General features: G+C 47.7%; 7 protein-coding genes. 3 read left to right on the forward strand and 4 right to left on the reverse strand.

Annotation, left to right across the window (positions count from 1 at the left end; all coding sequences use genetic code 11):
* Positions 1-69: 69 nt before the first annotated feature.
* The gene (locus ACO0LN_RS16335; protein ID WP_422975582.1) at positions 70-2121 is read left to right on the forward strand and encodes a prolyl oligopeptidase family serine peptidase; all 2052 of its coding nucleotides are present in this window, start codon (positions 70-72) and stop codon (positions 2119-2121) included.
* A 171-nt stretch (positions 2122-2292) separates the two neighbouring features.
* On the opposite strand, the gene ACO0LN_RS16340 is transcribed toward ACO0LN_RS16335, so the two are convergent.
* Both ACO0LN_RS16340 and ACO0LN_RS16345 read right to left on the reverse strand, forming a co-directional pair.
* Positions 2293-2487: a hypothetical protein gene (locus ACO0LN_RS16340; RefSeq protein WP_422975584.1), complete on the reverse strand. Its 195-nt coding sequence runs from the start codon at positions 2485-2487 to the stop codon at positions 2293-2295.
* A gap of 584 nt (positions 2488-3071) precedes the next feature.
* Positions 3072-5717 (reverse strand): zinc-dependent metalloprotease, encoded by a 2646-nt coding sequence (locus tag ACO0LN_RS16345; protein ID WP_422975586.1) that lies wholly within the window; start codon positions 5715-5717, stop codon positions 3072-3074.
* A gap of 600 nt (positions 5718-6317) precedes the next feature.
* Here ACO0LN_RS16345 and ACO0LN_RS16350 point away from each other — a divergent pair.
* Both ACO0LN_RS16350 and ACO0LN_RS16355 read left to right on the forward strand, forming a co-directional pair.
* Positions 6318-9188: a TonB-dependent receptor domain-containing protein gene (locus ACO0LN_RS16350; protein ID WP_422975588.1), complete on the forward strand. Its 2871-nt coding sequence runs from the start codon at positions 6318-6320 to the stop codon at positions 9186-9188.
* A gap of 131 nt (positions 9189-9319) precedes the next feature.
* A complete protein-coding gene (locus tag ACO0LN_RS16355; RefSeq protein WP_422975590.1) occupies positions 9320-11317 on the forward strand; it encodes an alpha/beta hydrolase family protein in 1998 nt (665 codons plus the stop codon).
* Between the two features lie 65 nt (positions 11318-11382).
* Here ACO0LN_RS16355 and xerD read toward each other — a convergent pair whose 3' ends face one another.
* Both xerD and ACO0LN_RS16365 read right to left on the reverse strand, forming a co-directional pair.
* On the reverse strand, positions 11383-12306 hold the full coding sequence (gene xerD / locus ACO0LN_RS16360; protein WP_422975592.1) for a site-specific tyrosine recombinase XerD: 924 nt from the start codon (positions 12304-12306) through the stop codon (positions 11383-11385).
* Positions 12297-12830: a methylated-DNA--[protein]-cysteine S-methyltransferase gene (locus ACO0LN_RS16365; protein WP_422975594.1), complete on the reverse strand. Its 534-nt coding sequence runs from the start codon at positions 12828-12830 to the stop codon at positions 12297-12299. The genes xerD and ACO0LN_RS16365 overlap by 10 nt, the downstream gene beginning before the upstream one ends.
* Positions 12831-13125 lie beyond the last annotated feature (295 nt).

Raw genomic sequence — 13125 nt, forward strand, 5'->3', positions numbered from 1 at the left:
GCATCCATGTACAAGTAAATACAGGATCAAATTTTTGGGGGCCTAGTGCCCCCATTTTTAGGAGTAAACATGAAATTTCGTACAACGCTGCAACATGTGATCGTTGCCGCTTTTGCTGCCTTGCCTATCTACGCTGCACATGCCGGAGCCCCAGCAGAAACCAAGGCGTATCAGAGTGCTGCTGAAATACCGGTAGAAGTTTTCTTCAAGCTGACTGATTACCGTGACTTGTCGATGTCACCAGATGGAAAAACCATCGCCGCCATCGTGCCACTGAATGGCCGTGGCAATTTGGTATTGATAGATCTTGCCTCGCGCAAAGCCAAAGTCATCACTTCATCTCCCCGCTTTGACGTTGCCGAGAGTCGCTGGGTAGGTAATAAATATCTGTTCTATCGCACTGCCGACGGACAAGAAGCAAGGGGCCGTTTTGTCTATAAAGGTTCCTACTACTACGATATAGACAATGATAAAAGCATGGAGCTGGAAAATACGAATGAACGCAAGAAAGGCGACATTCATATTGACAGCATCATCATGGCAGAAGGTAATGATTCGCCAGAAGCCTATGTTTCCATGCGCGGAAGAAGCAAGGAATATGCGGATGTCTATAAATTCAACTTCAAAACCAGGCGCTCGCAATTATTGACGTTTGAATCGCCAGGCCGTACAGAAGGCTGGGAACTGGATACTCACAAACGTCCACGCATCGCACAAAGAGGTGAAATCCGTCCTGCAGCCGGCCAGCCGCAAATGACTGCTTACTATCACCGCCCCATCGACAGCGACAAATGGGAAAAGATATTCGAGCAGTCGAGCTACAACGATGGCACGATGTACGACGTGCTGGGCTTTGACAACGATGACCGCACCTTGTATGTCTCGACCAACAAAGATGGCCTGGATAAAATGGCCGTGTTCAAGTATGACACTGTCACTAAGAAATTTGGTGAACTGGTGCATGCGGACCCTATATTTGATATCAATGGCCAGGGTGCCAGCGCACGCTTGATACGCGAAAGCGATGACGAGAATGGCAAGGTCGTCGGCTTGTATTATGATGCAGCTAAACCAACGCGCATCTGGTTTGGCAATAGCGCGAGAAAATCCCTGTCTGAGCAAATCGATGCCTCCCTGCCGACAACCTACAATGCCTTCAGGCTGTCTTCTGATGGAAGCAAGGCTTTGGTCCATGCCACCTCAGATATTCAGTCTGGCATTTACTATTTGTTTGACACACAAAAGAAAACCCTGGAACCCATAGTGCAAGACCGGGAGTGGGCAAATCCGGCCTTGATGGCAGAGCGCAAATATATAGGCTTCAAGGCACGTGACGGCTTGCCTGTGTATGGCTACCTGACCTTGCCTAAAGGCACTGAAGCCAAGAACCTGCCATTGATCATGAATATTCATGGTGGCCCTATGGTGCGTGGCTATCACTTCTCTTCCTGGGGTCGTTGGCCTGAAGCGCAATTCTTTGCCTCGCGTGGCTATGCCGTCCTGGAACTGGAACCACGCGGTTCTGAAGGTTATGGTCGCAACCATTATGTCAAGGCTTGGAAGCAATGGGGCGGCACCATGCAGGATGATATCAATGATGGTGCCATGTTCCTGGTACAGGAAGGCATCGTCGATAAAAAACGCATGGCGCTGATGGGTGGTAGTTACGGTGGCTACGCATCCCTGCAAGGCATGACCAGAGACCCTGATTTGTGGCGCTGCGCCAGTTCTGTCGTGGCTGTCAGTGATCTCGGTCTCTTACAGAATGTTTCCTGGTCAGATACCTCTGAAAACGCAGATGCTGCAACGGGCGGCTACCTGAACAATGAGTTCAAACTCTGGGTAGGCGATTCCAAAGCCGATGCAGCCTTGTTTGAATTGCGCTCACCAGCCAGGAATGCCGCCAATGTCAAGGGCCCCATCATGCTGACCATGGGCTCCGATGACAAGCGTGTTCCTTTGATTCATGGTGAAAAAATGCGTGATGCCTTGTTGAAAGCTGGTAAAACCCTGGATTACAAGGTCTATCCAGAAGAAGGACATGGTTTTAACAAAGACGTTAACGTATTTGACTTGTACAACCGTAGCGAGAAATTCTTTGCTCAGTGTTTGAAGAAATAATGTTGATTCTTTAGGCAATCCTAGCCAAGTTCACTATGCAAGGCAAAAAATCCCCTGTGATTTCAGGGGATTTTTTTTGTTCTGTCATTTCCTGAAAAAATGAAGCAGGAAGGCACAGTGAATAAAAAAGCGCCAAGAAACTTGGCGCTTTTTCAAGAATCTAGCTCATGCTCACTCTATTTTAGTGATAGGTGGCTGATAAGGAGTAGGGATCGCTCCATTAGGGCGGGGTGGATTTCCTGGCGCCACGACTTCTATCGGGACACTACCAACAATCTCAACTGGTGAGGCAATGATTGGATTATCTGGACTTTCACCGTCACCGCCGGCAATCAGGCTCAATTCTTCATTTGAAATCAAACGCATTTGACACTACTCCATTGTAGGTAAATAAATCATGTCTGTTCAGACATGAGCATTTGCACCATTCCCGGCTTTTTGTGCCTGGAACAGCATCCTGACACGGGACTATGCACTTTCATGCATACAATCACATGCCTGAATTCTTTTTCCGCACTTCTTCACCCAGCCACATATCCAACTGCACAGGCAAATAAAGGCTGCTTTAACTTTAAAAAAGCAACAAGAAACACATATCGATAGCACACTTCTAAGTCAGCATAAGTTGCCAAATTATATTTTATAAAATATCACACAATAAATACTACATCAACAATAAATGGATAAATTTTTTCCCATTTATACATGCATTTGATATCAGAGTAAATCAGCAATGCAATTGAAAAATGCGTTCAATTTAAAACTTGGCATGCATTACTTACTCAGCTTGAGTAAAGGGCAAAACAGTCGCTCGCTATTCTATTTTTTTTCAGCAAACATGAAAAAAGCCCCGTGCTTTTACACGGGGCTTTCCAGCTTGCCAGAAGTCAGTATTTGAAAATGATGCTAATACTGGATGCTGCAAAAAATGACTACATTAAACGACTGGATCAAACGCCAGCCCTTACCAGTGAAGCCTTCAATACTTCATTCAAGGTTGCCAGACTTTCAGACAAATGCGCACGGGATTCCGGGCTCATAGGCTTGCCGACTGCACCACGGATAGCTACCAGCAACTGGTTTGCCTGCTCTCTTTGCAAACTGCGGGCATCAGCCGGGGCAGTGGCAGACGGTTTCAGCAAGGCATTCGACAAACGCTTCAGGTGTTCACGTTGCAGATTGCGGCGGGCCGAACTGATATCTGTACCACTTGCCAGCTCACTCCAGATATTCGATTGCAGGTTTCCGTACAGCTCATGCAGGGACAATACCTTTTTAGGGTCGCGCAATTTCTCTGCATTATTGAGCATGCGTTGTGCCACCAAATCCGACATCAATTGATCCAGAGCCCCAGTTTGCAGGCTCAGCAAACGTGCAGATATTGACACGTCATTACGATTGGCACGCTGGAAGTGATCAACACCCAGGCGACTCAGGAGCTCTGGTGTAAATACAAAACTCTTGGCCGTGAACAGGCTGTCAGAGACCAGCTTCAAAGCCTGGCGCTGACGTTCTACCGCGATAGGCGTGAAAGTGGCGCGGCCAGTACCAGCGTGGTCACGCAAGAAAGTGGTACCGCCGACATATTTCGTCGCCAGAGGTACGGTACGGGCAAACTGGCCAAAACCGTATTCAAAACTACGGCGCAGGGTTTCATAGCTGTCACCCGCTTTTAACTGACGTGTTTGCAACCTGTCCCACAATTCGCGTGAAATCGTCAAACGTTTTTGTATATAGACCAGAGGGTCAGAGCCCAGATCAAACACATTGACGTCAGGATCAGAAACCATGGTACCTGCAGAATCTTCGTCCGTACCATATGCCAGCAAAGGCTCGGTAGAGCGTGAAGCAATGCGGGTCAGCTCATCTTTTTCTTTGTCGGCATCGATAGGCTTGTAAGCGTATTCAATTGCCCAGTAATCATAAGGGCCAAGAGAGGACATGACGTATTCGCCCTGAGGCTCACCCTTGGTCGCCAGGTTGAAAGGCACATAGTCCATAACTGAGCCAGCCATGCCATTGACTTTGGTGAACGCCGGGTCTTGCAATTGCTTCAGGGTATAGATCGTGGAAGAACGGAAGTTATGACGCAAGCCCAGAGTGTGGCCAATTTCATGCATGATGACGTCTTTAACATACGCTTGTGCCAGTGCTTCGGCTTTTGGGCTGTCCATGTCCATTTCACCACGGGCATCCAGCAAGTCCATGGCGAAACCCATTTCCATTGACGCTTCGTGGGCAAAATTACAGTCACCCTGGGCATGCAGCGCATGTGTCTGCGCATCTTCACCTATCATGCGGCGGGCACCGCGGGCGAAGACATCCGACATACCGATATCTGCATCCAGAATTTCGCCGCTGCGCTCATCGACACGTGACGGGCCAATCGCGAAGCCGACGTCTGCACCGACAAACCAGCGTATCGAGGCATGACGAGAATCCATGGTATCAAAAGCGTCTTTTTCAGTTTGCTGTTTGACGACCACGGCGTTTTTGAAGCCTATCTTTTCAAAAGCCTTGTTCCATTCGAGCACGCCTTCAGTGATCGATTTACGATATTTCTCTGGTACGTTCTTATCCAGCCAATACACGATAGGCTGTTTTGGTTCTGACAGTGCTGCTGTCGGGTCTTGCTTTTCCAGGCGCCAGCGATTCACGTAATAACGCGAAGTCTTGGGTTTGAGGTCTTCGGTGAAATCGTAGCTGGTCGTCACAAAATGTCCCAACCTGTCATCTGCGAGGCGTGGTCGCATGGCTTCAGTTGGCAGCGCTGAGAAATTAAAATAAAAACCTACGAAAAAGCTGCGCGGATCAGGTGTCGTTTGTGGGGGCGTAGGCAGAGCTACTGGCGGTGGCACCAATGGAGAAGCAGCAATGCGTGGTGTCATGAAATGTGCATTCACAAACAGGCCTGCCAGAGACTCATCCGTATTCAGCTTGCCGAAGCTGGTATTGGCCTTGTCCAGGATATACATGGTGCGGTAGGCATATTCCAGGCTCGTTGAATAACCGGGGATATCATTAAACAGCAAGGCACTGGCATCGACCAGTATGCCTTTCGACTCTGAATTGGGCGTACTCAATACGCTGGCGCTGGCTAGCAGACTATCTGAAAACGCTTGTGAAACAGCGAGCGCCTGTGGCGTGCCTGGGGTGGCATAAAACTGGGTATTCTTGGCCAGAAGCTGTACCTGGTTACCAATTTTCTTGAACACGGCCTGATATCCACGCCCCATCTGGCTGCCATACAAACCACGCTCACCTATGCTATTCGGGATGTTGTAAGTAAACAGGAATGGTTTATCAAATTGCTCGGGGCGAATTTCCAGCCAGACTTTGTCGTCTTTCTGGTACAAATTAAAAAACCCCTTGAGCTCCTTGGCGTCTTTGATAACATCCTTAAAAGGACGCAATCCAACAGGAGGTGCTGCTGCAGGAGCTGGTGCAACTACTGGTGTAGCTGCCGCGGTGCCATTTGCAACAGGCGCAGCGGCCGGGGTCGCGGGAGGTGTCTGGGCAAGGGCTGCCTCACTCAGTGCACATAACAAAAGGAGTAAGGTCTTTTTCTTAAAATGTACTTCTTTTGACAATTTCATATTTTTTCCTGGTTAGATGAATTGGCCGCAAACTACTCACTGAGCATGGCTTTGCTCTGTTCATAGACCTTGTTTTTCGTTACAAGTTCTTACATATCGCAGGAACTTATTAGCAGGTCAGATTTTTGCAGAAATTCGGAAATTTGAAAATTTTTTCGCATTTCCTGAGTTTATATTAAACCGCTAAATGACGCCAAATCCATCATATTTTCTTGAAACTGATACCTTTTTCCAGTTTTTATAAGCATATAACTGGAATTTATATGAAAATAAATGAATTTCCAAAAAGATACCGAAAATCCAATTTCATGGAAAATTAGAAATTAAATTTTCATTTCTTGTCGTTGTCAAACAACAAGCACTCAAAAAAAAGTAACAAATGCTTTCCCGTAAAGGTATTTTATTTACATAATAAAGTTCTGTTTGATTCATTGCCTTTCACTTCCCGCACGCATTTATAAAGAGGATGGATTTGGCAGCATTTCATCAGGTAGCAGTACAGGATTGTTTGTAAATTTACAAAATTTTAGAACTAAACCTGTCTGCCAAACGGATCCGGCACCCGATTGCATCTGGTCTATCAACAAAGAGGGAACAATAATGATATTTAAAGAAAAAGTAGGCGTGCAGTCCGTGCGCCTGGCGCTCAGCGTATTTGCTGGCTCCATGCTGATCGGGGGTTTTGCCCACGCTCAGACTGAAGCACCACAACGTATTGAAATTACCGGCTCTAACATCAAGCGCACGGATAAAGAAGGTACGTCTCCAGTACAAATTATTACTGCAAAAGAAATCCGTGAAAGCGGTGCTGCGACCGTTTCCGACTTCCTGAAGAAGATCCCTGCGATCGGCACAGGCGGCGCGCTTGACAACGTCGATGGTGGTTTCTCCAAAGGTGTGGCAACAGCATCCTTGCGTGGACTGGGTTCTTCGTCCACTCTGATCCTGTTGAATGGCCGCCGCATGACGCCAGCAGCGTATGCCAATCCAAACGACGGTCAATCCACACTGTATGACTTGAATTCGATCCCTATCTCTGCGCTTGAGCGTATTGATATTTTCAAAGATGGCGCATCTGCGGTGTATGGCTCTGATGCTATTGCCGGGGTCATCAACTTTATTACCAAACAGGATTACCAGGGTGCGCAAGCTTCTGCCTCCGTATCTTCTGATGCACACAGCAAATTTGGCCGTCAAAAAGCCAATATATTCGGCGGCATAGGTAATTTCTCTAACGATGGCTACAATGTTTTTGCAACATTGGATATCTCCAAGCGCGACAGCACCAAACTGCAAGATGCTACCGGTTGGGAAAAAGCAATGTATCAGGACATCAATGCGACATTGATTCCTTACTACAGCTCGATCAGCGCCAGCCCAATCTTCTTCAGAGAACGTACGCCTGGCAGCAATTCCTTCTTCACCAGTGGCGCATTCCCTAATGCGAATATCGTCAATGCGCTGAACTGCCCTACTTCCCAGCAACTGGTGGGTGGCCCTCAGTACAACCTGGCAGCGACCAGCTATCTGACAGGCCGTACATTCTGTAACTATAACGGTAACCAATACCTTGAATCTCAAGGCGCAGCTCAGGATATTAACTTCCTGTCCCGCGGCCAATTGCGCATCAATGACAATATCAGCGCCTTTGGTGAATTCGCTTACTCCAAAACAGAACGCAAATACACTGGCGTATCACGTACTATCGACGGCCGTACAGCAGCGTCTGCGTTCCCACAACTGGGTGCAGCTGCAAGCTTCCAGGCGATCTTGCCTGTTGGCCATCCTGACAATCCGTTCCCTACTTCCCGTGCAGCGATTTTGTACCGCTTTGAAAATATTCCTGGCGGCTCAAAAAATGAAAATGATGCAGCACGTCTGGTAGCCGGTATCAAAGGCAGCAATTTCAACTGGGATTGGGAAACAGCAATTCTCTGGAATAAAGTCAAACGTGAAGAAACCTTGAATGGCTTCATTCAGTTAGACGCTGTTCAAAAACTGATCACGCAAAATAAATCGATTGCTCAAGTAGCTGCTGACCCATCCGTCAGCCGTCCACTGGTCAATCACAATTCCTCTGAAATTACTCAGTGGGATGCTAAAGCCAGTACTGAAATCGGCCAATTGGCTGGTGGTGCAATTGGCCTGGCGACAGGTTTTGAATTGCGCAAAGAAAAAATGCAATTGACGCCTGACCCTGCAACATCTAGCGGTAACGTTCTGGGTCTGGTCAATCAGTTTCTGACAGGTGAGCGTAACGTCAGCTCAGCTTTCGTAGAATTGCGTACACCATTCAGCAAAACTTTCGAAATGGATTTCGCTGGTCGTTACGACAAGTATCCAAATCTGAAAGGTTCTTTCGTACCAAAAGTTGGCGCTAAATGGACTCCAAACGACAGCATTTCTTTCCGTGGTACTTATGCTGAAGGTTTCCGTGCACCGGCATTGAATCAAGTTGTTAAAGGTGGTACTCAGTACTTCACAACAACATCTGATCCTATCCGTTGCCCAGATGGCGTAACAGCGGTAACTGGTGCAGATCAGTCTGATTGCAGCAAGAGCATTTCCGGTGTTGCCGGTTCCAGCCCTGACCTGAAACCAGAAACATCCAAGAGCTTGAGCTTCGGTTTGATCCTAGCACCAACGAAGAATTTTGACGTTGCACTGGATTTCTACAAAATCAGGAAAGAAGGCGAAGTCGCGTTGCTGAGTTCAGATGTCGTGATTCAAAATCCAGCCAAATATCCTGGTCTGGTGATTCGCGATACCAATCCAGGTACATGGATCAAGGATGCAAACGGCAACACAATTCCAAATTCGGGCCCATTGTTCTCTGTATTTACACCTTATATCAACCAAGGTAGTACAGAAACAACCGGTGTGGATATCGATACGACTTTGCGTACCTCCTTGGGTGCCTACGGCAATCTGACAACCAGACTGAACCTGAACTATATCTTCTCTTACAGAAGTGCACTTCAGGAGGGTGAAGCAGAGTACAACGTAGCAGGCGGCGTTACCAACATTACTAACTGGTCATTGAGTAAAAGCTCGATTCCAAAGCTGAAAGCTTCTTTGAGCACAGCATGGACCAATGGCGCGCACGCAGTTAGTGGTACGGTCAACTTCGTTGATTCAGTTTCCTACCTGCGTCGTTATGACGGTAATGTTGAATACCCTGTACCATATTGCTATTATGGTACAGGCCAACCTTCCACAGCGTATAGCCTTGGTGGTCTGCCTAAGTACAGCAATTACAAGATGGATTGCAAAATCGCAAGCTGGACAACCATTGACGTCAACTATACTTACACTGGCATCAAAAACCTGACCGTCAGCGGCAACATCCAGAATCTGTTTGATTCCAAAGCGCCGTATGATCCGGGTGCAGGTACAGTTGGTTACAACCAGTCTCTGCATAACCCGCTGGGTCGCTACCTCACAGTTAGCGCGAATTACAAATTCTGGTAATTATCAGCGAAATGAGAAGCAAACGCAGTCTGTTTGCTTCTCGCTTGCAGGATTAAAAACGCCTCGGTCTGCCGAGGCGTTTTTTTTAAGTCCTGCCATCCAAATACAATACTTTCAAATCTGGAGAAAATATGCGGTCCATCTATTTGCGCATCACTCAACCAGTCATCAAGTTGATGCTTGCCTTGACATGGTCATTGGCTTCCCTGCAAGCAGCACAAGCCGGGGAAACCCCGATTCCGGTAGAAAAATTCTTCAAAAATGCCCAATTCAAGGATGCTCAATTATCCCCGAATGCCGAGTTGATCGCTTTCCTGGCGGCAGACAATGACAACCGCAGCATGCTGGTCATCATGAATTCAAAAGGTGACGCTACCCCAACCGCGATTGCGCGCTACAGCAACCTGGATGTCATTTTTTTTCATTGGGTCAATAACGAGCGTTTAGTCTATGGAATATCAGAAAAAGACTTGGGAGCAGGCGAAAAAAATTCGGGTTCCGGATTATTTGCAATAGACAAAGATGGTAAAAATTCACGTCAGCTAATTGATCGTTTTGTCAAAGCCGGCGCACCAAAATTTCGTCTGCTACCTGCCAGAACCAGGTTTATCAGTACAACTGGCAATGAAAGCTCAGACGACATCTATGTCGGACAAGATTCCACCGAACGCATGAATGCAGGTATCAATTTATTCAGGCTCAACACCAGAACAGGGCAAACAGAGATAGTTGCCGTGCCTCCGCATTCCATTGATTTTCTATTCGATCCATCTGGACAGGTACGTATTGCCACTGCCAGCAAAAACGGCATCACCAGTGTCCATTACAAGGAAAATAAAAATACTGAATGGGTGCAACTTTATCAATTTGATGACACTGTCGAAGATGGTTATTCACCTGTATTTATCAGTACTTCAGGCCAGTTTTATGTGACGGCCCGGAATGGCAAGGACACGGCTGCACTTTATCAATACGATACCAAGTCCAAATCCCTGATACCCAATCCTTTACTGGCGCTGGATGGTTTTGATTTCGATGGTGACATTCTGTTTGACAATCAGAAAAACAAGCCTGCAGGCATACGCTATGAAACTGATGCTCACGCAAGTGTCTGGTTTGATGAGAAAGATAAAAAAATCCAGAGCCAGATTGATGCCCTGTTGCCCAACATGGTTAACCTTGTTGATAAGGGAAGAAGTCAGGATGCCAATGTCCGGCTAGTCAAATCATTCTCGGATACGCATCCGGGAAATTATTCACTGTTCAATGTAGATACGTCCAAACTGACGCAACTGGGCGTAGTCAATCCGGACATTGATCCTGCCAAAATGGCTTACAGGGATTTCGTCCGCTACAAAGCACGCGATGGTCTTGAAATACCAGCCTACATCACTCTGCCCAAAGGCCGTCCGGCGAAAAATCTTCCTCTGATCGTGATGGTGCATGGCGGCCCTTTTCTGAGAGGTGGTCACTGGAACTGGACACCTGCCGTACAATTTCTGGCATCCCGTGGCTATGCAGTCATAGAGCCGGATTTTCGTGGCAGCACAGGCTATGGTAAAAAACTGCACGAGGCTGGCTGGAAACAATGGGGCCTCGCAATGCAGGACGATTTAGCGGACGCTCGCGAGTGGGCGATCAAACAGGGTTATGCGGATCCAAAACGCGTCTGTATTGCAGGCGCAAGTTATGGGGGCTACGCTGTGCTGATGGGATTGATCAAAGAACCCGATTTGTATCGTTGTGGCATTAGCTGGGTAGGCGTATCAGACATCAATTTGCTGTATGACGTTTCCTGGAGTGATACGGCAGGCAACGCTTGGACCAAATTCGGCATGCCCAAGCTCATTGGTGACCAACAAAAAGATGCTGAACAACTGCAGCGCACATCGCCATTGCAACAAGCTTCCCGGCTTAAAAGTCCATTGATACTGGCTTATGGAGGAGCAGATGCACGCGTCCCCATTATTCACGGTACCAAGTTTTACGACGCAGTCAAAGCGCACAACAAAAAAGTGGAATGGATAGTTTATCCAGAAGAAGCGCATGGCTGGGGTTTATTGAAAAACAATGTCGATTTCTGGAGCAGGGTAGAAAAATTCCTGGATGAGAATACGGCAATAAAATAAATCAATACGCTTCATTTAAAAAATCCACGCCGATCAGCGTGGATTTTTTTCTGCCACAAATTTGCTCAGCCACGCGGATGATGTATCGCATGCAACTTTTTCAGACGTTCACGTGCCACATGCGTATAAATCTGCGTCGTTGAAATATCCGCATGACCCAGCAATAACTGCACTACTCGCAAATCGGCACCATGGTTCAACAGGTGTGTCGCAAAAGCATGGCGCAAGGTGTGTGGTGACAAATGGGTAGTGATATCTGCCTGCATCGCATACTTCTTGATAAGTATCCAGAACATTTGCCGGGTCATGGCACCACCGCGGGCTGTGACGAACAAGGCATCGTCTATCTGCCCATTCAGTATGGCTGGCCTGCCTTCACGCAGATAGCGTTCCAGCCAGGCACGGGCTACTTCGCCAAACGGCACCAGCCTGGTTTTGTCGCCTTTGCCGGTGATACGCAGCACGCCTTCGTTCAAGCCGACTTCTATGGAGCGCAAACCCACCAGCTCACTGACACGCAAGCCACAGGCATACAATAGTTCCAGCATGGTCTTGTCGCGCAAGCCGTGGGGATTGGTCTCATCCGGTGCCTGCAGCAAGGCAACGACCTGGGCTTCGCTCAGGGTTTTGGGCAAACGCTGTCCCTGTTTGGCCGAGCGCAATTTGGTGCAAGGATTGACACTGATCAGGTTTTGACGGAATGCCAGCAAATAAAATCGCTTTAGTACGCTCATGCGCCGGTTAGCAGAACTGGCTTTGGATGTACCGTGTTTGGCTGCAATGTAATTGCCTATGTCAGCATGATTGACTTCGTACAGATGTTTGCCTTGATCTGTGTGCAAATACTCGGCAAACAGGCGCATGTCGCGACGGTAAGCCTCTATGGTATTTTTTGCCAGCCCGTCTTCCAGCCATAGTGCGTCGCAAAACTGATCGATTTGTGACGTCAATTTTTCCGGCAAGATGACAGGTAGCGGTTTTACTTCCACAATTTTTCCTGGGTAAAGCGGGCCACGCCCTCATGTGTCAGCAGCCAGCGCTTTACACCAAGGTGGAATCCGGTTTCATCATCATTGTGGGCAAAGCCCCCCAGGCCACCAGCAGCAGTCACGCGGTGACATGGGATAACCAGCGGGTACCAGTTGGCACCGCAGGCCTGGCCAACCGCACGTGGTGCCGAGCGTATATGCTTGGCAATCTGGCCGTAGGTCAGCACCTGGCCGCGCGGTATGGAAGAAATAGCATGCCACACCTTGCGCTGAAATGCCGTGCCGGCCTCTTTCAAAGGCAGGTCAAATTGAAAGTCGGGATTTTCCAGATAAGCCGCTATTTGACTGGCGGCTTTTTCAGCCACTTTGTCTGATGGCGCTTTTTCCTGGAAACGTGGCGGCAAGTAAACCAGTTCACTGATTTTCTGGTCTTCGCAACGTATACCAACGGCCCCAAAAGGGGCTTCGACGATGGCCGAGAAAAAGCCCGTTTCCCTGGATTCCTTAGCTTCTATATTCGACATGGTTTTCCTTTTTGGCAAAAGAAAAAAGGCGCATCATCCGATGCGCCCTTAAAACATCTTTCGCGTTTTCGGCTGTTTAGCGTATGCGATTTTTTTTAATTTATCACATCCACTCAGCTTGTAGTAAAAACGCGCGTCTCCTCAGTGTGTACGGTATCGTTACCGTTATTTTGCACTACCGCCTTTTAAACCTGTGTGCCTTTTTCTTCTTGATCTTAGTCTTGCAAAAATCTGAACTGCCGTGAATATAGCATGACAAGTTTTGGCTTTCAAAACAAAAATGATACAAAACGGT

It is taken from the genome of Undibacterium sp. TC9W (assembly GCF_049339865.1).
Classification (GTDB): domain Bacteria; phylum Pseudomonadota; class Gammaproteobacteria; order Burkholderiales; family Burkholderiaceae_D; genus Undibacterium.